Origin of the sequence: Novosphingobium sp. UBA6272 (genome assembly GCF_002440635.1) — a bacterium.
In the GTDB taxonomy this organism is placed as follows: Bacteria; Pseudomonadota; Alphaproteobacteria; order Sphingomonadales; family Sphingomonadaceae; genus Novosphingobium.
This window is the reverse complement of sequence record NZ_DJUW01000001.1, coordinates 102308-122558: the sequence shown is the minus strand read 5'-3', so window position 1 is coordinate 122558 and position 20251 is coordinate 102308. Positions and strand designations below refer to the sequence as shown.

Sequence of the window (20251 nt, the reverse complement as noted above, 5' to 3'; positions counted from 1 at the left end):
CGCCAAACCGGCAGCAGGCCAGAAATCCATTGCCTGCGCCTCTCCACAACAAATTTAATCGCGCGATTAATGAGCGGCGGTTCTGCGCTTGTCAAACTGGAAGCGCGGCATAAGCTGCCCGCTAAGAGCGAAGAGGAGAGAGACTGTGGGCGAAGCGATCCTGGAACCCGAAGAAATACTCGAACCCGATCTGCCGATCATCGATCCGCACCACCACCTGTGGGATCTGCGCCCGCTGGTGGCGGCCTTCCCCGAGCCGCTCCACCCGTTCATCGCCAGCATCGCGCTCTCCCCCTATTACACTTTCAACGAGATTCACGCCGACGCGACCAGTGGGCACAACGTGATCGGCACGGTGTTCATGGAATGCGGTGCGTTCTACCGCGCCGGGGCCGACGATGCGCTGAAGGTTGTCGGTGAGGTCGAATACGTCAACGGCGTCGCCGCACAGAGCGCCAGCGGGCTCTATGGCCAGATTCGCCTGTGCGACGCGATCATCGGCCACGCCGACCTGACCCGCGGCAGCGCGGCCGGGGCCGTGCTTGACGCACTCAGCGCCGCCAGCCCGCGCTTCAAGGGCATCCGCCACGCCGCGGCTTGGGACGCCGATCCCGACGTGCTGGGCCCGCCGTTTCACCATCCCGCCGGGCTTTACCGCGATGCCAGGTTCCGCGAAGGCTTCGCCGAACTGGGCAAGCGCGGGCTGACCTTCGACGCCTGGCTGCTCGAGCCGCAGCTCGATGACGTGCTCGATCTTGCCCGCGCCTTCCCCGATCAGCCGATCTGCCTCGATCACTGCGGCACACCGCTGGGCATGGCAAGCTATCACGGCAAGCTGCACGAACGCTTCGATATCTGGCGCAGCAAGATCCGCGAGATCGCCCAGTGCCCGAACGTCACCATCAAGCTTGGCGGCCTGGCCATGTCCTTCTCCGGAATGCCCGATCATGGCCCGGCGGCGGGGCTCTCGTCCGGGGTTCTGGCGGCGATGTGGCGGCCCTATATCGAAACCTGCATCGAAGCCTTCGGTCCGCAGCGCGGGATGTTCGAAAGCAATTACCCGGTCGACAAATGGGGCGCCAGCTACGCCACGCTGTGGAACGCCTTCAAGCACCTGACCATCGGCGCTTCGGCGGAAGAGAAGGCCGCGCTCTATGCCAGAACCGCGGCGCGGTTTTATGGCATAGAACACCTGCTGGCCTGATCTGCAAAGGACCTGACAATGAAGTTGCTGACCTGCACCGCGCTATGCGGCCTTGCGATCGGGGCTGCCTTGACCTTTTCGGGCCAGAGCGCTGAGCCAGCCAAGGCGGAAACCCTGGCGTCGGTCGTGCCGCCCATCAATATCGTGACCTATCCCGATCGGGTCCTGTGGGGCGACACTCACCTCCATACCACCAATTCGTTCGATGCCTTTGCCGCCGGCAACCGGCTGAGCCCGGATGACGCGCTGCGCTTTGCCCGGGGCGAGGAAGTGACCAGTTCGACCGGGATCAAGGCCAAACTGGCCCGCCCGCTCGATTTCCTGGTGGTGGCCGATCACTCCGATGCGATCGGGGTAACCACCGACCTTTACAACACCCCCGAAGACCAGCTGAAGGACCCGATCCTCAAGCGCTGGCGCAATGGCATGCACGGCGACCGGACCCAGGCCTACAAGACAACCCGCGAGATCATCGCCGCTTTCCAGACCGGCAAGGTGCCGGAAGAGCTTAACAACCCCGCCCGGATTGCCGCCACCACCCGGCGGATCTGGGACGCGCAGATCGATTCGGTCGAGCGTTACAACGAGCCAGGCCAGTTCACCGCGCTGCACGGGTTTGAATATTCGCTGCAGCTGAAAGGCAATTCGCTGCATCGCAACGTCATCTTCCGCGACGGGGCCGATCGCGCCCGCACGGTGGTGCCATTCGCCTCGGCCGGGAACAAGGGGCCTGAGCCGCTGTGGGACTATATGGAAGCCTACCAGAAGGCGACCGGCGGCAAGGTGCTGGCCATCCCGCACAACAGCAACCTCTCAAACGGAGCCTACTTCCCGCTCGAAGGCCCGGGCGGGCAGCCGTTCAGCGCCGAACAGGCCCGCCGCCGCGCCGCGATGGAACCGCTGATCGAAGTGACCCAGTACAAGGGCGACAGCGAAAGCCATCCGTTCCTCTCGCGCAACGACGAGTTCGCCAGCTTTGGCGACGCCGGGTGGGAAAACGGCAATGCGCCGCTTTTGCAGGTCAAGCAGCCCGGCATGTTCGCCGGTGAATATGCCCGCGAGGCGCTCAAACGCGGGCTGCAGATCGCCCGGCAGACCGGGGCCAATCCCTATGCCTTCGGGCTGATCGGATCGACCGATTCGCACACCGCGCTGTCCACCGCCGACGAAGACAACTTCTATGGCAAGATGGTCAGCGACGAGCCCAACCCCACCCGGATGGAGCGCGAGGTGAATCCCGGGATCAAGGAAACCCGGTTCGGCCACCAGTACCTGGCCGGCGGCATGGCTGCGGTCTGGGCCCCGGAGAATACCCGCGCGGCGATCTTCGATGCGATGATGCGGCGCGAGGTCTATGCCACCACCGGCCCGCGCATGACCGTCCGGATCTTTGCCGGCTGGGATTTTTCCGCACGTGAGTTCAAGGGCGACTGGGTCGGGGCCGGCTATGCCCGCGGCGTGCCGATGGGCGGGGTGATGAAGCCCGGCCCGGGCAAGTCACGCGGCGCCGCGCCGACCTTGCTGATCTCGGCGCTGAAAGACCCGCAGGGCGCGAACCTTGACCGGGTCCAGGTGATCAAGGGCTGGGTCGATGCCCAGGGCATCAGCCACGAACAGGTCTTCGACGTGGTCTGGAGCGCGCCGGCCAAGCGGCGGATCGTCAAAGGCCGGCTGACCCCGGTCGGCGATACGGTCGATCTGGCCACCGCCACCTATCGCAACACGATCGGCGCGGCGACGCTCAGCATGGTCTGGCGCGACCCTGCGTTCCGGCCGGACCAGCGCGCATTCTACTATGTCCGCGTGCTCGAAATCCCGACCCCGCGCTGGACCGCTTTCGATGCGGTCCGCTTCAAGGTCAAGCCGCCCGCAGGCGCCCGGCTCAAGGATCAGGAGCGCGCCTATACCTCGCCGATCTGGTACGAGCCGACGGGCTGATCGCCGTGGCCGCCATCCACCTCCCCCGCACGATCCGCATTGGCGGGGGCGTGCTCAATGAACTGCCCGAAGTGCTGGCCGCCGCCGGGCTCAGTCGCCCGCTGATCGTTACCGACAGCTGGATCGCCCAGTGCGGCATTCTGGAGCGGGTCGAAAGCCTGCTGGCCAAGGCCGGCATCCCCACCCGCACCTTCACCGGCGTGGTTCCCGATCCGACCGTCACCGCGATTGAGGCCGGCTGCGCGTTCCTCGCCGAAGGCAACCATGACTGCGTGATCGGCCTCGGCGGCGGCAGCCCAATTGACAGTGCCAAGATGATCGCGGTGCTGCGCGGCCGCCGGGTCAGCGAGCTCAAGGCCCCGCATCAGGAGGACGCGCCCGGCCTGCCGATCATCGCGGTGCCGACTACTGCAGGCACCGGCAGTGAAGCGACTCGCTTCACCGTTATCACCGACGCCGAAACCGACGAAAAGATGCTCTGCGCCGGGCTGGCGTACCTGCCGCTGATCGCGGTGGTCGATTACGAACTGACCCTGACCAAGCCCGCGCGGCTGACCGCCGATACCGGGATCGACAGCCTGGTCCACGCGGTCGAGGCCTATGTCTCCAAGCGCGCCAATCCCTTCGCCGATTCCATGGCGCTATCGGCGATGCGGCTGATCTGGCCCAACCTGCCGCTCGCCTGCGCCCAGCCCGACAACCGAGCGGCGCGCGAGGCACTGATGCTCGGCGCGCTGCAAGGCGGGATCGCCTTCTCCAACAGCTCGGTCGCGCTGGTCCACGGGATGAGCCGGCCAATCGGCGCGCATTTCCATGTGGCCCACGGTCTCAGCAACGCAATGCTGATGCCGCTGGTGACCAAATGGAGCGCCCCCGCCGCCCTGCCCCGCTATGCCCAGTGCGCGCGGGCAATGGGCGTGGCGGACGCAGCGGAAAGCGACCAGAGCGCCGTGGGGCGCCTGGTCGAGGCGCTGGAATGGATCAACGCCGAACTGGCGGTGCCGACGCCAGCGGAATACGGCATCGAAAAGGCCCGCTGGGACGCGCTGATCCCGCTGATGGCCGAGCAGGCACTGGCCAGCGGTAGCCCAGGGAACAACCCGCGGGTGCCGGAGGTGGAGGAGGTGGAGGGGTTGTATCGGGCGGCGTGGGGGTGATGAGGCGAGCGCAACCCCTACCCCCCTTGGTATTGATCAGTCCTCAATTCGCGCAATTTGCGATTCATAAACCCAACCCTGCGAAATTTGATCAGTTAGAGGATCACGAAAAACGACAAGATTCCAATGATTTTCAATTCGCAAAATGGCAATCTGAGTGCCCGCATCTGCCCTTAGGATTCGAGGCGACGATTGAGACGGAGCGGCACGGATGTTTGCTTTCCGGATAAATTCTGCTCTCGGCAAACTGGAAACATAATCCTCACTTAGGGCGCCTTCCGCCTCGATAATTTCGCGGAGGCCAACTTGAATCCTGTCGACTTTCTCCTGAAGTTCGGAGTAAGCCCGTTGCTCGTCTTGCGACATCACAGGGTTACTTTGAAACTGCGGCAATGAAATGATCGCCAGAGCAATGAGTAGTAGACCAAGTAGTCCTTGACTTCGCAGTTCATCAACGGTGTTTTCTTTAAACCGACCAAATATGCTTGCGAGCAACGTAACAAACGCAACAAAGAGTTTTGCGCTCTCTTCAGGAGATTCCGCATTTGCCATCGCTTCGGCAATTTTTTGTGCTTCTACGGCTTGTTCTGCGACCATTCTGGCGGTTGAAGTATGGAACTGCGCGCCGGTCGCTCTGAGAGCGGCCGTATCATGCATGATGGCTGACTCGGCGGTAGCGCGAAGTGCGTACAAGTTCGGCGATAGCGAACCCATCAATGCCTTCCACTGATCCTGCAGCCTCAAAGCCCCCATCGTGGCAGTCAGAATCGCTCTGTTGTCCTGCAAAGCCTTCGCGGCTGCAAAAATTCCTGTGTCAAATGATCGGGATAGGTTTCTGTTGTTACCGAATTGCGCGGCGTTGAATAGACTTAACGCTGCCGCAGATTGCGCGACGCCAGTCAATCTCTGCGCAGAGACCAGCTTGTCAATTGACTTGGACTGCTCTGAACCAAGCCTTCGGGCTTGCTCCGCAACTCCGAACGCACCGGAATTTCTCAAGTCCGAGATCATATTCAACTGCGGGCTAAGCGAGCCCACAATTTGATGCATTGAATACGTTGGGCCTAGAGCCCGCTTCAAAAGTTCGCTGCGTTCCTTTTCACGTCGATAGAAATCTTCAATTATTGAAGTGGGGCGCCGACCAAATGGATCATCTGAGTTCATACACATTCAAATGGCCCAAACGACTTATGACTGCAAAGCTCATTTTTGTGATCCAGACGCAACCACCGTCTCAACCGGCAAAAACAAGGTCCGGCTATCCTCCGGAAACGCGATGAACTCCGCGCACCGTAGGTAGAATGCCCTGGCCGCTGCGTCCTTCGCCTGGATCAGCACGGCGGCGATGGCGATGGTCCGGGCGGCGAGGGCGATGCGGCGTAGCGCGTCGGACAAGAGGTCTGCGCCCAGCCCCTGCCGGGCAAAATCCCGGTCCACCGCCAGCCGTCCGATTATTGAGACCGGGATCGCATCGGGGGCGTTGCGGCGGACCTTGCCGGGGGCCTTGGCGCGCTCGACCGAACCGGCGGCCACGCAGTAGAAGCCAACCACACGTACACCCTGGCAGACCACATAGGTCCGCGAAAAGCGGCTTTCGTTCTTCAGCGCACGGTGGCGGAGCCAGTCATTGAGCGCGGGATCGCCGCAATCGAATCGGGTCAGATCGTGATCGGGGCTTAGCGGCGCAGGTGCCGACAGGCCGGGTTCGGGGCGATCCGTCTTGCCGCCTATTTCTGCCATGCCGGCGCCCGGCGCAGCAGCGATTGCAGTTTCGGACCCGGCGCGGGCGGATGGTCGAGCGCATCGACAAAGGCATCGTATTGCGCCGGACCGAGCGTGAACAGCCGCTGATCGAGCAGCACGTCGATCGCCTGGCGCCGCGCGCTTTCGATCATGAATTCGGTGCGGGTCTTGCCCAGCACGGCAGCGGCATCGTCAATCAACTGGCGGGTCTGCCCCTCAACCCGCAGGTTGATGCTGCCTTTGGTTTCCGCAGCCGGGTGATCGCGTTTCAGCAGGGATTGGGCCTTGGACATGGGTACGCACTATCGGATTGTATCCACAATGTCAATACGCAGCCCCTCCCCGGCGGGGAGGGGTCGGGGGTGGGGGAGCGAGGCGAAGCCGAGCGTCAAAGCCAACGTAGTACCCCCATCCCAACCCTTCCCCAGAGGGTAAGGGCCATTAGAGTTCAAACCACCCCCAGCGCCTCAAACTGCATCGGCATCGAGGCCAGTTCGATCCGGTCCCCTACCCGCACGTCACCGCTGGTGATCACCACGGCCATTACGCCGCTTTTGCGGATCAGGCTTCCGTCGGGGGCCTTATCGAGCGTGGCGGCCATCAGGCCCTCGGCAAAAGCGTTGATCTGGATGCAAGGGCTGCGCAGGCCGGTGATTTCGATCAGCGCCTCGTCCCCCAGCCGCAGGCGGGTGCCGCGCGATAGGCCGAGCAGGTCGATCCCGCGGGTGGTCACGTTTTCGCCGAGCTGGCCGGGGCCGACGCTGAAGCCCTTTTCCGCCAGTTCATCGAACAGTTCGGCATGCATCAGATGGACCTGGCGCAGGTTGGGCGCATCGGGGTTCTTCCACTTGTCATAGCGGTGCTGGACTGTCCGCCCGGCGTGGGCATCGCCCTCTACCCCAAGGCCGGCCAGCAGGGTCAGGCTTTGGACCGGCTGCTTCGAAAAGCGGTGCTCGCTATCGCGGGCGAGGTGGAGAACGGTCGGGCTCATCACGGAGCTGACCCTAGAAGCAAATCGCGGCTTGTCGAGCGGCAAGGCCGGGCGATTTTCCTACTTGGCCGCGTGCCGCTATTCTGGCCGGATGAAAGTTGCCATTGCCCCGTTCCAGATGCCGCTGCGCTGTTCCAAATTCTTGCGCCAGGCCGGTCACAGCCGCCTGACACAGGGTGCCATAAGGCAACATAGGGTGACAAACAGCGACACAGGGTGCCGCCGGGTGACGCAAAGCGATTTCCGATCCCGGGACCCTGTCAGGTTTGTCAGGTTACGGCACTCGACAGGTCCGGTTGCGTCTCATATGAAAACCCAAATCACTTGAGAGGACACCCCCTGCCGATGCCGCTTCCCGCCCCGTTCGATCGCCTGCGCCTGCCCGTTATCGGTTCGCCGCTGTTCATCATTTCCGGGCCGGAACTGGTGATCGCGCAGTGCAAGGCCGGGGTGATCGGCAGCTTTCCGGCGCTCAACGCGCGGCCGTCTGGCGTGCTTGACGAGTGGCTGCACCAGATCACCGAGGAACTGGCCGCACACAACCGCGACAATCCCGATCGCCCAGCCGCGCCCTATGCGGTCAACCAGATCGTCCACAAATCGAACAACCGGCTTGAGGAAGACATGGAGGTCTGCGCCAAGTGGCAGGTGCCGATGACGATCACCTCGCTCGGCGCGCGTGAGGATATCAACGCTGCTGTCCACGCCTGGGGCGGGATCGTGCTGCACGACGTGATCAATGACCGCTTTGCCCGCAAGGCGATCGAAAAAGGTGCCGACGGGTTGATCCCGGTCGCAGCCGGGGCTGGCGGCCATGCCGGCACGCTCTCCCCCTTCGCCTTGATGCAGGAAATCCGCGAGTGGTTCGACGGACTGGTCGCGCTGTCCGGCTCGATCGCCTGCGGCCGCTCGATCCTCGCCGCGCAGGCGATGGGGGCGGATTTCGCCTATATCGGCAGCCCGTGGATCGCCACCAAGGAAGCGCGCGCAGCCGATGGGTACAAGAGCGCGATCGTCGAAGGGCGCGCCTCGGACATCGTCTATTCGAACCTGTTCACCGGGGTGCACGGGAACTATCTGCGCCCCTCGATCGTGGCGGCCGGGCTCGATCCCGACAACCTGCCCGAGAGCGATCCGAGCAAGATGAACTTCGGTTCGGGCGGCAATACCGAGGCCAAGGCCTGGAAGGACATCTGGGGTTCGGGCCAGGGAATCGGCGCGGTCAAGTCGGTCGATAGCGTGGCAGACCGGGTCGACCGGCTCGAGGCCGAATACAACCAGGCCCGCAGCGAGCTGGCCGCCAAGGCCGGGATGACGCTGGCCTAGGGCACTGGGACTTCGGTGGCCGGCCAAAGCAGGTCGGCCATCGCGTCCAGTTCAGAAAAGTCCACCCCCGCCCCCAGCGGGTCGCTGCGGTTGAGCCGCAGGCGACGCTGCTGGACGAGCAAGCGGCGGCGCAGCGCCCGCTGGAGCAATTCCAGCCGCTGCAGCGCATCGACCAGCGCCACTTCCGGCGCGCGCAGCCGGGTGGAGGACCAGCCGGCCTCGATCTGCCCAACCCGCTCGATCACCATGGCATTGTAATCGCGGTGCGGCCCGCGGTGCAGCGGCAGCCCGATCCGCACCGCCGCCCGATCATTGGCAGGCAGCAGCAGGCCGTTGCGGCGAAAGTCATCGAACCGCAGCCGCGCTGTGCCGATGGCATCGAGCATCGGCCCAAAGCAGCTGCGGCCGAGGATCTGGCGGGGCAGCAGGTGATGGCGCTGCAGCCCGGGGTCATAGCCAGGCCTGTCGCAGCGGTTGACAGCGCGGAAGGGCAAGAAGGTGCGCTGCCAGTGTAGCGCATTCGAAGGACCGGGGTTCGAGCTGTCCACCCAGCACAGCGCCCCTTGGTAGTCAGCGCTTCAGCGTAAGCCGGATCTGCCGGCCTTGACGGACCGGTTCGGCCTTCAATGCCTCTCCATCGGGCCCCGCAAACTCGATCTCGCGCTGGAGGGGCCCGGTGCCAACCAGTTCATTGGTCAGCCGCGCCGCGACCCGCGCTGCCGCTGCTGGAACCAGTCGCCGGTCGGGTTCAAACCGCAATTCCTGCCCGATCAGGTAATCAAGGCCGGCCGAAACGATCGCCCCGTCATTCTCCCGCTGCAAGGAGGTCAAACCCAGCGAAGGAAAGGCCCCGCCTTCCAGCCAGGTCTCGATCACGCCGCAAAAGTACTTCGGAGTCATCCAGCAGCGCGCTGGAATCCAGTTGACCGCCAGCAAGCCTGGCAGCGTGGCAAGCCCGGTTCCCAGTCCGGCCAGGACCCTAACAATCGGCAGCATCCCCCGCCCCTCGGCAAGGTGCGGCGATGGCTGGAGGGTAATCGTCTCTCCGGCCGGAATCTCATGCAAGCCCAGCATGGCCCCGCTGCCTGGGAGTGCCGCGGGATTGCCGGGGGCCAGTCCGCGGCAGTCGAAACTCATCCCTGCCGCCAGCAGTTCGGCCCAGTTCTCACCCGCCGGGATGTGGCTAAGCGCAAATGGCGTGGCAAGGCCGCTCCGAGCCGAAAGTTCGGCCAGAGCTTCAATATTGGGGCGATCATCGAGCGCAAAAACCAGCGCCAGGATAGCTCCATCAACCTTGCCTGAATTGTCAGCCGCTAGAGCGATAGTCTTTCCCCCGAAACTGTTCCGTTCGACTCATCGGCATTTGCCACTTTTCCAAGTGATTAGTCGAGTCTTGCTGAAACAATTGGACCCAAAATGGCTGCTTCCTTGCAGAATCGATCAAAAGATCCCCTGCGCCAGCCCTTCAGCAAGAGCCCCGCCGAGCACCTCAGCCTGCTCCAACGACGTCGTCGGAACCTGCTTCTCGGCAAGTATCAGTTCCGCCGTTTGTGCGCCCGTGTTCACGATCATCGGCTCTGCCACGCGGCGCAGGCGCCAGCCGGTGGCGATCTGGTCCAGCTGCGCCTGGGCGCCGCGGCCGTCGCTGCCGGCGGCAATGATGCTGGCATAGGGCCGGCCTTCGATCCTTCCAAGCAGGGGATAGTAACAGCGGTCGAACATCTCCTTCATCGCCCCGCTCATCGTCGCGAGATTTTCGGGGCAGACAAACAGGTAGCCGCTTGCCGCCAGCAGATCGGCAGGTTCAACCGCTTCGGCCGGGATCAGCCGCGCGCGATCGCCCGCCCCCAGCCCCGCTGCTGCGGCTAGGGCCCGGCTCGCGCCAGTGCGGCTATGCCAGATGATCGCGAGCATGCGCCGCGACTAGCAGTCCTTGCCGCCGAGCACACCCCCGACGATGCCGCCGAGACCACCTTTCTTCTTGCACTTGGGCTGCTGACCATCCTGCGGCTGCTGACCCGACATCTGCGCCATCCCCGGCATGTCCATCCAGCTGGTCATCGAGCGGTGACGGATCCGGGCGGTCCATTGCAGGTTCCACGCGGCCCTGGGATCGACCGGCCGCTCGGGATAGGCGAAGTTCTCTTCCGGACCAAAGGCGGTCAGCATGCCCATCCGGAAATCCGGCCCGGCCTTGCGCACTTCGGCGGGGATTGTGCACTGGGTTGTGGCAGGGGCCATCACCGTCCGGTCGCGCACCAGGGCGGCGACCTGGCCCGGGCTGAGCCAGTCGGACAGGCCCCCGCCGAACTGGCGGCTGGCACTGCTGGTCCACATCACCATGTCGCCCATCTCCCCGCCCGGTCCCATCTTGCCGCCGAACAGGAAAGCGAGATAGCCGGTCGCATCCGGCACGGCATTCCATCGCAATAAGCTCGCGCCGCTGGCCTGCTCGGCCGTGTTGGAGCTAAGCGGCGCCATGAAGTCCTTGCTCAGGCTGAAGGCGATTTCGGGCGAATAGTTTCCGGCCACGCGGTGCGCGCCGATCAGCGAACTGTCGGCCTTGACGAATTTACGGTCCTCGGCCGGCCAGCGTCCGAAGGTCTTGCTGTTGGTCAGGCTTGGGCCCCAGTCGCGCATGATCGTGCTGGTCCACAGCCCTGGCGGCATCTGACCAGCGGCCAGCTTGCTGAGGTCGATCACCACCGGCTGCCCCTTGGGCGCGTGCTCACCGCAGCCCCAGAAGATCAGGATCCGGCCCTTGGGCTTCTGCGGCAGTTCGTCGGTATAGCCGCGCTCTTCCTTGGGGGTGGAGAGCAGCACCGATTTGCCCAGCTTGGCATTGGCCGGCATGAAGTGTTCGGCCTTGGCCGCGCCCTTGGCGGGCAAGCTGCTCGAACCGAGCCGCAGGTACAGTTCCTTCTGAACCTTGTTGCCGCCCCCACCGAAGGCCATCGACAAGGCCCCGCCAGCCCCGCCGCCCATCGCGGCGAAGCCGGACAGGGTCCCGGCGCGCATGTCATAACGGGCGACCGGCCCGCTGGTCGGCGCGCGCTGGGCGATCACGGGAATGGCGGCGATCGTGGCGGCTCCAAGGCTGAGAGCGATGATGGTGCGGCGATTGGCGGTCATGACAATACCCTCCTGATCCGGAAGCCTCGCACATTAGCGCAATCGCGCAATGAGAATTGTCAATTATCGACAGAGTGGCGGCGCGGCCCTTCCCCGGCCCTTCCAGCTCGGCTAACCAGCCGCGATGGACGCACCTTCGATCCTTGGCCTCGACCGCTCGCTGAGCGGGCGCATCTGGCGCTGGCGTGGCGGCAACATGGACCTTGGCGGCATGGCCGGGCTGCAGCACGATATCGTCGCCCAGCTGCTGATGTCGCGCGGCGTGGCCCAAGACGATCTGGAGCGGCACCGCAACCCTTCGCTGCGGGCCTTCCTGCCCGATCCCTCGATCTTCCGCGACATGGACGTGGCTGCAGAGCGGCTGGTCCAGGCCGTGCTCACCAATGAAACGGTCACTGTCTATGGCGACTACGACGTCGACGGGGCAACCAGCGCGGCGCTGCTGATCCGCCTGCTCCGCTCGCTGGGGCACGAAGCGCGCTATTACATCCCCGACCGCCTGCTCGAAGGCTATGGTCCCTCGGGCGAAGCCTTGGTCAAGCTGGCCGAACAGGGCTCAAGCCTGATTGTTACGGTCGATTGCGGAGCCATGGCCCACCAGGCGCTCGACATGGCGCGCGAAGCCGGGGTCGATGTGATCGTGGTCGATCATCACAAGTGCTCGGCCGAGCTGCCGCGCGCGGTCGCGCTGGTCAATCCCAACCGACTCGACGAGGAGCAGGATGCCGCCGCGCATGGCCACCTGGCCGCTGTCGGCGTCGCGTTCCTCCTGGCGATCGCAACGGTCCGCACTCTGCGCCAGCGCGGGTTCTTTGCCGGCCGGCCCGAGCCGGACCTGTTCGGCCTGCTCGATCTGGTCGCACTCGGCACGGTTGCCGATGTCGCCGCGCTGCACGGTCTCAACCGGGCACTGGTGGCGCAGGGGCTGAAGGTGATGGCCCGGCGCGACGGTGTCGGCATGGCGGCGCTGATCGATGCCAGCCGGCTCAGCCGCGCGCCCAGTTGCAGCGACCTTGGCTTCGCGCTCGGTCCGCGGATCAATGCCGGCGGGCGGGTCGGCGAATCGACGCTGGGCGTGCGCTTGCTGACCACCGAGGACCCGGACGAAGCCCAGGCAATCGCCGCGCAGCTGTCCGCGCTCAACGAGGAACGCCGCGCGATCGAGGGCGAAGTTCAGGCCGCGGCCGAGGCCCAGATCGATTCCCAGCACAACCGCGCCGTGCTGACCCTTTCGGGGCGCGGCTGGCACCCCGGAGTGATCGGGATCGTCGCCGGGCGGATCAAGGAAAAGACCGGCAAGCCGACGCTGGTAATCGCGCTGGATGCCGATGAGGCCGGCAACGGCAAAGGCTCGGGTCGCTCGATCGCCGGGGTGGACCTCGGTGCCGCGATCATTGCCGCGCGCGAGCATGGCCTGCTGCTGGCTGGCGGCGGCCATGCCATGGCCGCCGGCCTGACGGTCGCTCCGGGACAGATCGACGCGCTGGGCGAATGGCTGGATGACCGGCTGGGCCGCACCGTCGGCGCGGCCATGGCCAACCAGGCCATGCTGCTCGACCTGGCGGTGGCGCCGGGCGGGCTGACCCCGGCGCTGGTCGAGGATCTGGAAAGCGCCGGTCCCTATGGCATGGGCTGGCCGGGCCCGCGCGTGGCGGTCGGTCCGGTCCGGCTGGTCAAGGCCGATCTGGTCGGCACCGATCACGTCCGCCTGATCGTGCGCGGCGATAATGGAGCCAGCTTCAAGGCGATCGCATTCCGTGCTGCCTCGACCGAGCTCGGGCAGACTTTGTTGCACGCCACACACAACCGCAAGCTGTGGCTGGCAGGCCGCGCGAAGATCGACGATTGGGCCAGTCGTCCGCAGGCCGAACTCCATGTCGACGACGCTGCTTTCGCCGACTGAGATATTCTTTCCCTTGCCCCTTGACCGTTCTGGCGCGCCCGCTTAAAGGCGCACCCCTGCCAGCGGCGCAAGCCATATGGCCCGTTCGTCCAGTGGTTAGGACGCGGCCCTTTCACGGCTGAAACACGGGTTCGAATCCCGTACGGGTCACCAACCTGCGCATGCAGGGATTTTGGTTCCAGTCCAGATGCGCCTATGAGCGTGAACGGCCCTTCAGGCCCCTTCGTCTAGCGGTCAGGACGCGGCCCTCTCACGGCTGAAACACGGGTTCGATTCCCGTAGGGGTCACCATCGCTACGAAGGTGGGCATCTTGATTGCGGCACGGCCGCAAGCAAAATGCCCAGGATCTTCAGAAGTTCGCGTTCAGTCCCACGGTCAGCGCATGATCGTTGGTATCCGGTCCGCCTGGAACGAAGCCGTGTTGTTCGAGGTAGCCGACCTCGACCCCGAACTTCTTGTTCAGCGGCCACGAAATGCTGGCAGCGTTGCGCATCCGTTCGTAGCCTTCAACGCCTTGGAATGTCTGCGTGTTGAGATCGATGAAGCTTTCGTGGCTGAGGTTGAAGTTGACCTTGCCGACGATCGGGACGCTGGCCTTGACCTGAGGGCGCAGCCGCCAGGCGGTGCCGCTGGCATTCTCACGCCAGCGCTGTTCGAGGCGAATCCGGCCGCCTACCTTGACCTTGCCGATCTGCAGCACGTTGTCGAAGTTGACCTGCTGGCGAAAGCGGTGTTCGCGGGTGCGGAAGGTGCCGGCGTTGTAAAGCGGGTTGAACGTGTAGCCGAGCCAGACCGTGACGGTCTTGTTCAGCTTCTTGCCGACCATGAGGTTTTCCTCGATCTCGTAGAAACCGCGGGCGTCGCTGTCACGAAACACGGTTTCGCTGCTCAGCTTGAAATTGTCCGGCAGGTTGACCGTGACGTTGAGCGTTTCCCAGTTCTGGGTGTCGTCGGCACGGGCCGGAACAGCAATGGCGGTCGAGACGAGAAGCGCCCCCGCGATCAGATATTTGCGCATCGTTTTCCCCTCGATATGGCGCAGCAACGCGGCTTCAGAACGAAGCCGAAATAGTGGTGTTGATGATGTGATCGACGTTGTCGGGTCCGTTCCGAACGATCGACCATTGGTTCAGGTAACCCAGTTCAAAGCCGATCGCCTTGTTCACCGGGATGGCGATCCCGGCCGAATTGCGCATCCGGTCGTAGCCGGCCTGACGCTGGAAGGTGGTGGTATTCAGGTTGATGAAGCTTTCATGGGCAAGGTTCAGCCTGAGCTTGCCGGTCAGCGGCACGCTGCCGCGCAGCGAGGGGCGCAGGCGCCACCCGGTTCCATTGATTCCGTCGCGCCAGCGCTGCTCGGTACGGACGCGCAGTCCAAGATTAAGCGAGCCGATCTTGGCCACATCATCGACATTGAGCTGCTGGCGAAAGCGCCGTTCCATCACGGTGAAATCGCCACGACTGTATTGCGGCGTGTGGACGTATCCGGCCCACAGTGTGACCTTCTTGCTCGGCTTATAACCGATCATCGTAACCTGCTGCAGCTGGTAAAATCCCCGCGCATCACTCGATCGAAGCGAGGTGTCGCTTGAGACGCGGATCTCGTCGCTGGCCTTGATGGTGACCTGCAGGTTTTGCCAGTAGGCAATATCCTCTCCGGCCCAGGCCGGTCCCGCCACCGTTGCGGTGAGGACTGCCAGCAGTCCCGCCAGTTTGTTGCGCATCGTCGATTCTCCGGTGTGGATCGGTCGCCCTGCCGGTATGGCGGTTATGTGACGCTTTCATGACCGTTGGCGTCAAAATTACGACATAGCGATTACAGGCTTGGGCCAAGCTACACTTGCCACGCGGTACGGTCAGTGAAAATCGCGCGATTTCGGGATCACCCGCACGTCGCGCGGATGTCCGCCGCGGCTGCCCTGCAGTGGGCGGCTGACATGGTCGGCGCGGTCAGTGTGATGCGGCAAAAGATCGTCCGACAGCGCGTGCAGGCTGGGTGTGGCGTCGGTCAGGTGCTGGGCGATCACGTGGATCACCTCGTCGTCATATTCGACCCGGCCTTTTACCTCCATCAGCCGTGCGCCCATGATCACCTTGCGCTGCTTTTCCATCAGATCGGGCCAGATCACCAGGTTGACCACCCCGCTCTCGTCTTCCAGCGTGATGAAGCACACCCCCTTGGCGCTGCCCGGGCGCTGGCGGATCAACACCACCCCGGCAACCTGCACGGTCGAGCGGTATTTGCGTTCTCGCAGTTCGCTCGCCCGGATGAACCCGCGCTCGCCCAGGCTGGCGCGCAGGAAGGCCAGCGGGTGCGCCTTGAGTGAAAGCCGCTGAGTCTGGTAATCGGCCACCACTTCCTCGCTTAGCGGCATGCGCGGCAGGCGGGTGGCATCACGCTCCGCCCCCTCGTCACGTGTCGCCATTGCGGCGAACAGCGGCAGGTCCGGCCCGGCGATCAGGCTGCGCGCGTCCCACAGCGCCTGGCGGCGGGTTAGGTTCAGCGAGTTGAAGCAATCGGCCGAGGCAAGGCGTTCGATCAAGGCGGGGCTGAGCCCGGCCCGCTCCTTCAATTCGCGCACATCGCGAAACGGCCCAGCTTCGCGCGCCGCCACAATCCGCGCGGCGGCAGCCTCGGGAAAGCCATCGACCTGGCGCAGGCCGAGGCGGAGGGCGAGTTTCGGCTCACGCGGAGACGCGGAGGCGCGGAGAAGAGGAGAAGGATTTCTCTCTCGCAAAGGCGCAAAGGCGCCAAGGGGTTCCGCCTGGGGCGCAGCCCTTTCAAAATCCGACGCAGCAGCAAACGGGAAACCCGGTTTTGATTCAAGAGCCTGCGGCGCTGAACCACCTCTTGGCGCCTTTGCGTCTTTGCGAGAGAAACCTTTTTCTTCTCCACCTTCCCTCCGCCCCTCTGCCTCTCCGCGCGAACCGATCGCTTCAAGCGCATTGTCCCACCCGCTGACGTTCACATCGACCGGCAGCACCGCCACCCCATGTTCCCTGGCATCGCGCACAATCTGCGCAGGGGCATAGAAGCCCATCGGCTGCGAATTGAGCAGCGCTGCCGCGAAGGCCGCCGGGTAGTGGCATTTGAGCCAGGACGAGACATAGACCAGCAGCGCAAAGCTGGCCGCGTGGCTTTCGGGAAAGCCGTATTCGCCGAACCCCTTGATTTGGTTGAAGCAACGCGTGGCGAAGTCCGGATCATAGCCGCGCGCGATCATCCGGCCGACCATCAGGTCTTCCAGTTCGTGCACCATCCCCCGGCTGCGGAATGTGGCCATCGCCTTGCGCAGCCGGTTGGCTTCCTTGGAGGAAAACCTGGCCGCGTCGAGCGCGATCTTCATCGCCTGTTCCTGGAAGATCGGCACCCCCAGCGTCCGCCCGAGGATGCTGGTCAGCTCGTCCGGCGGGCCGTGGCTTGGCCCCGGCGCGGGGATCTCGACCTTCTCAGCCCCCCGGCGGCGTTTCAGGTAGGGATGAACCATGTCGCCCTGGATCGGCCCGGGGCGGACGATCGCCACCTCGATCACCAGATCGTAGAAGCAGCGCGGGCGCAGCCGCGGCAACATGTTCATCTGCGCCCGGCTTTCGACCTGGAACACGCCCAGCGAATCGCCTTTGCACAGCATGTCGTAAACCTCGGGATCCTCACGCGGCACGGTGGCGAGTGTCAGGGTCTTGCCATGATGCTGCCCCAGCAGGTCGAGGCACTTGCGGATGCAGGTCAGCATGCCCAGCGCCAGCACATCGACCTTGAGGATGCCGAGCGCGTCGATATCGTCCTTGTCCCACTCGATGAAGCTGCGATCGGGCATCGCGCCGTTGCCGATCGGCACCGTCTCGGTCAGCGCCCCCTCGGTCAGGATGAACCCGCCGACGTGCTGGGAAAGGTGGCGCGGCATGCCGATCATCTGCTCGGTCAGCGCCAGCACCCGGCGCAGGTGCGGATCGCTGAGGTCCATCCCGGCCTCACGTTCGACGTGGGCCTCCTTGATTGAGCGGCCGTGCCCGCCCCAGACCGTCTTGGCGAGCGCGCTGGTGACGTCTTCGGACAGGCCCATCGCCTTGCCGACCTCGCGGATCGCCATACGCGGGCGGTAGTGGATCACCGTGGCGCACAGGCCCGCGCGGTGGCGGCCATACTTTTCATAGATGTGCTGGATCACCTCCTCACGGCGTTCATGCTCGAAATCGACGTCGATATCGGGTGGCTCGTCGCGGTCTTCGGAGATGAAGCGTTCGAACAGCAGCGCGTGCTCGGCCGGGTTGACCGAAGTGATCCCCAGGCAAAAGCACACCGCCGAATTGGCCGCGGAGCCGCGCCCCTGGCACAGGATCGGCGGATCCTGCGCGCGGGCGAAATCGACGATTTCCTTGATCGTCAGGAAGTACTGGGCGAGCGCCTTCTTGCCGATCAGGATCAGCTCCTTGCGCAGGGTTTCCGCCACTTCTTCAGGTACACCGTGAGGATAATGCTGTGCAGCGCCCTGCCAGGTCAGCCGGTCGAGATAGGCCTGCGCATCCAGCCCGTCGGGGTATTCTTCGCGCGGGTATTCATAGCGCAGTTCCTCAAGGTTGAAGGCGCAGGCATCGGCCAGATCGCGCGCCGCCTGCAAGGCATGCGGCCAGCGCCGGAACAGCCGGGCCATCTCCTCCGGCCCTTTCAGATGCCGCTCGGCATTGGCCCGCAGCAGGTATCCGGCCGCGGCGACCGTGGTCTTGTGGCGGATCGCGGTCATCACATCATGCAGCGGGCGGCGCTGGGGCACGTGATAGAGCGGCAGGTTGGTGGCGAGGATCGCCAGGCCATGTTCGCGCGCGAGTGTGTCCAGCCGCGCGATCCGGGCCAGATCATCGCCGCTGTAGAGATAGCTTGCGGCGATATGACGCAGCGTGGGGAATTGCGTGGTGAGGTGCGGGAGCAGTTCGGGGAACGGGGCGGTCAGAAAGGTTGGTTCACACGAAGACACGAAGACACGAAGAGGCCCTTCCATGGGCGAAGCCCCTTCCGCATCCGACGTTGCGGTTAGCGGTGACGCTGGAATTGAATTGGATGCCTGCGGCGCGTCACAATTTCTTCGTGTCTTCGTGTCTTCGTGTGAGAAAAATCTTCCTTCTCCTTCCCTCCGCGTCTCGGCGCCCCGCTCATCCTGAGCCTGTCGAAGGGCGCGTGAATCAAACGGGATCACATTGCTCTCGACCGCGATCGTGAACTCCGCCGCTAGATCCGCCGGCGGAACCAGCACCAGCGCCACGCCCTCGGCATGCTCCGCCAGCATCGTCAGGCTGATGTCGCAAGCGCCCTTGTCCTGCCATTCGCCGTCCAGCTTGCCCATCCGCCCGGCCGAGATCAGGCGGCACAACCGGCCATAGGCGGCACGGTCTGCGGGATAGGCCAGGAACTCCAGCCCCTCGACCGTCTCGATCCGGCAGCCGATCACCGGGGTCAGCCCCAGCGCCTTGGCTTCGCTGTGGAGCCGCACCACCCCGGCCATGGTGTTGGCATCGGCAATCCCCAGCGCGTCATAGCCGAGCGCCCGCGCCGTGGTGGCGAGGTCGACCGCGTCCGAGGCCCCGCGCAAAAACGAGAAGCAGCTGACCATGCCCAGCTCGACGAAGCCCGCACGGTCCTCCGGCGGGGGCAGGGTCTGCTCGACCCGGCGGCGTTCCGGGGTGAGCGCGGCCTCAGGCATAAAGTCCCTGGAGGTACCATTCAGGCACCCCGCCCCGCCCGTCCGAGGCGAGGCCGTGACGGTAGATCCAGTAGCGCCGCCCTTCCCGGTCCTCGATCCGGTAATAGTCGCGCAGGCGGGCCGTGCCGCGCATCCGCCACCATTCCGGCGCGATCCGCTCGGGTCCTTCAGCGCGGGCGATCTCATGAACCTGGCCGCGCCAGCTGAACCGCCGCGGCAGGCCGTCCGGGCTGGCATAGAGCACCGCGATCGGTTCGGGCCGGTCCAGCAGCTTCAGCGGCCGGGCGTGAAAAGCCAGTTCGCCCTGCACCGCACGCTCGGGCTCAAGCGGCGGAACCCAGCGCTGGGCACGTTCGGGCAGATGGCTGGCGACCGGCTGCGGGCGGTGAACCGCCGCTTCGCCCAGCCTGGCATTGAGGCGATCAATGCAGGCCGAAAGCGAGGTGCCGTGCGCCTCGGCCGCCTTTTCGAAATCGGCCTGGCTCAGCGCCAGCGGCTCGCACCATGGGGCGGAAAGGCGGGCCAGTTCGATCCCGAATCCGGCGTCGAGATCATCAAGCTTGCCGCCGAACAGCCGGGCGATGTGCGCCGCGTCGCGGCTGGCCGCAGCCAGTTCGAGCTTGCGGACCAGCACCTCGCCATCGACCTTCCACAGCGCCAGTTCCAGCCGCCGCGCACCCTTGGCCTGGCCTTCGAGCAATCGCGCCATGTCGGCGGCCAGATCGCCCAGCACCTGGTCGAGCAGGCTGCGGTGGCGGATCGGCTCCATCAGCCGCCGCTGGACCAGCGACAGCTGGGCCGCGACCACCGGCAGCAGCGGTTCGGGCACCTTGCCCAGCAGTTGGTCCAGCCGGATCAGCGGATTGGCACCCGGCGCGCGCGTGCTGCGGAACCGCCGCGCCAGCGCATCACGGGCCACCCCGGAAAGCTCACCCACCCGCTTCAACCCCAGCCGGCGCAGCACCAGCAGCGTCGCCGGATCAAGCCGCAGCGCCGCAACGGGAAGATCGTTGAGCATTCCTCCCCGGTACGGGGAGGGGGACCATTCGCAGGATGGTGGAGGGGTACAGGCGGGTGGTCCTGACCTGGCGGCGTTGGGATCACTTGCGCGTACCCCTCCACCATCCTCTGCGAGGATGGTCCCCCTCCCCGTGCCGGGG

17 protein-coding genes and 2 tRNA genes are annotated in these 20251 nt (G+C 64.8%); 7 read left to right on the top strand and 12 right to left on the bottom strand.

Annotated elements, in window-relative coordinates; all coding sequences use genetic code 11:
* Nucleotides 1-145 precede the first annotated feature (145 nt).
* The 3 genes from B2V17_RS00625 to B2V17_RS00615 are packed head-to-tail and all read left to right on the top strand — an operon-like array spanning nt 146 to nt 4299.
* The gene (locus B2V17_RS00625; protein WP_292994106.1) at nt 146-1204 is read left to right on the top strand and encodes an amidohydrolase family protein; all 1059 of its coding nucleotides are present in this window, start codon (nt 146-148) and stop codon (nt 1202-1204) included.
* 18 nt (nt 1205-1222) lie between these two features.
* Nucleotides 1223-3142, top strand: a complete 1920-nt coding sequence (locus B2V17_RS00620; protein WP_292994104.1) for a DUF3604 domain-containing protein — start codon at nt 1223-1225, stop codon at nt 3140-3142.
* 5 nt (nt 3143-3147) lie between these two features.
* Nucleotides 3148-4299, top strand: a complete 1152-nt coding sequence (locus B2V17_RS00615; RefSeq protein ID WP_292994102.1) for an iron-containing alcohol dehydrogenase — start codon at nt 3148-3150, stop codon at nt 4297-4299.
* A 36-nt stretch (nt 4300-4335) separates the two neighbouring features.
* Here B2V17_RS00615 and B2V17_RS00610 read toward each other — a convergent pair whose 3' ends face one another.
* The 4 genes from B2V17_RS00610 to B2V17_RS00595 all read right to left on the bottom strand — a co-directional run bounded on the left by B2V17_RS00610 (nt 4336) and on the right by B2V17_RS00595 (nt 7033).
* Nucleotides 4336-5463, bottom strand: a complete 1128-nt coding sequence (locus B2V17_RS00610) for an SH3 domain-containing protein (RefSeq protein ID WP_292994100.1) — start codon at nt 5461-5463, stop codon at nt 4336-4338.
* A 39-nt stretch (nt 5464-5502) separates the two neighbouring features.
* Nucleotides 5503-6039, bottom strand: coding sequence for a GNAT family N-acetyltransferase (locus B2V17_RS00605; protein WP_292994098.1), 537 nt, complete (start codon nt 6037-6039; stop codon nt 5503-5505).
* Entirely contained in the window at nt 6027-6335 is a 309-nt protein-coding gene (locus B2V17_RS00600) for a DUF1778 domain-containing protein (RefSeq protein WP_292994096.1), read from the bottom strand. Before B2V17_RS00600 ends, B2V17_RS00605 begins: the two co-directional genes overlap by 13 nt.
* Nucleotides 6336-6490: 155 nt before the next feature.
* Nucleotides 6491-7033, bottom strand: a complete 543-nt coding sequence (locus B2V17_RS00595; RefSeq protein WP_292994094.1) for an MOSC domain-containing protein — start codon at nt 7031-7033, stop codon at nt 6491-6493.
* 345 nt (nt 7034-7378) lie between these two features.
* Here B2V17_RS00595 and B2V17_RS00590 point away from each other — a divergent pair, with 345 nt between their 5' ends.
* Nucleotides 7379-8359, top strand: coding sequence for an NAD(P)H-dependent flavin oxidoreductase (locus B2V17_RS00590; RefSeq protein ID WP_292994092.1), 981 nt, complete (start codon nt 7379-7381; stop codon nt 8357-8359).
* Here the strand turns inward: B2V17_RS00590 and B2V17_RS00585 are convergent.
* From B2V17_RS00585 to B2V17_RS00570, 4 genes are all read right to left on the bottom strand, one after another.
* Nucleotides 8356-8907 carry an AHH domain-containing protein gene (locus B2V17_RS00585; RefSeq protein ID WP_292994090.1) on the bottom strand — a complete coding sequence of 184 codons (552 nt, stop codon included), beginning with the start codon at nt 8905-8907 and terminating at the stop codon, nt 8356-8358. The two genes, B2V17_RS00590 and B2V17_RS00585, sit on opposite strands and share 4 nt — an antisense overlap.
* Nucleotides 8908-8929: 22 nt before the next feature.
* The gene (locus B2V17_RS00580) at nt 8930-9496 is read right to left on the bottom strand and encodes a hypothetical protein (RefSeq protein ID WP_292994088.1); all 567 of its coding nucleotides are present in this window, start codon (nt 9494-9496) and stop codon (nt 8930-8932) included.
* Nucleotides 9497-9799: 303 nt separating this feature from the next.
* Entirely contained in the window at nt 9800-10273 is a 474-nt protein-coding gene (locus tag B2V17_RS00575; RefSeq protein ID WP_292994086.1) for a flavodoxin family protein, read from the bottom strand.
* A gap of 9 nt (nt 10274-10282) precedes the next feature.
* Nucleotides 10283-11491: a hypothetical protein gene (locus tag B2V17_RS00570; RefSeq protein WP_292994084.1), complete on the bottom strand. Its 1209-nt coding sequence runs from the start codon at nt 11489-11491 to the stop codon at nt 10283-10285.
* Nucleotides 11492-11615: 124 nt separating this feature from the next.
* Here B2V17_RS00570 and recJ point away from each other — a divergent pair, with 124 nt between their 5' ends.
* The 3 genes from recJ (at nt 11616) to B2V17_RS00555 (ending at nt 13685) form a co-directional block, all read left to right on the top strand.
* The gene (recJ, locus tag B2V17_RS00565) at nt 11616-13394 is read left to right on the top strand and encodes a single-stranded-DNA-specific exonuclease RecJ (RefSeq protein ID WP_292994082.1); all 1779 of its coding nucleotides are present in this window, start codon (nt 11616-11618) and stop codon (nt 13392-13394) included.
* 78 nt (nt 13395-13472) lie between these two features.
* Nucleotides 13473-13547, top strand: a tRNA-Glu gene (locus B2V17_RS00560).
* Nucleotides 13548-13610: 63 nt separating this feature from the next.
* Nucleotides 13611-13685 (top strand) — tRNA-Glu (locus B2V17_RS00555).
* Between the two features lie 59 nt (nt 13686-13744).
* Here the strand turns inward: B2V17_RS00555 and B2V17_RS00550 are convergent.
* From B2V17_RS00550 to B2V17_RS00535, 4 genes are all read right to left on the bottom strand, one after another.
* Nucleotides 13745-14413, bottom strand: a complete 669-nt coding sequence (locus B2V17_RS00550) for a DUF2490 domain-containing protein (protein WP_292994080.1) — start codon at nt 14411-14413, stop codon at nt 13745-13747.
* Between the two features lie 34 nt (nt 14414-14447).
* Complete coding sequence (locus tag B2V17_RS00545; protein WP_292994078.1) at nt 14448-15119, bottom strand: DUF2490 domain-containing protein; 672 nt, start codon at nt 15117-15119, stop codon at nt 14448-14450.
* A gap of 132 nt (nt 15120-15251) precedes the next feature.
* A complete protein-coding gene (locus B2V17_RS00540; RefSeq protein WP_292994076.1) occupies nt 15252-19091 on the bottom strand; it encodes an error-prone DNA polymerase in 3840 nt (1279 codons plus the stop codon).
* Nucleotides 19084-20251: DUF6504 family protein (locus B2V17_RS00535; RefSeq protein ID WP_414690736.1), on the bottom strand; the 1168-nt coding region annotated here is incomplete at its 5' end. The genes B2V17_RS00535 and B2V17_RS00540, both read right to left, overlap by 8 nt.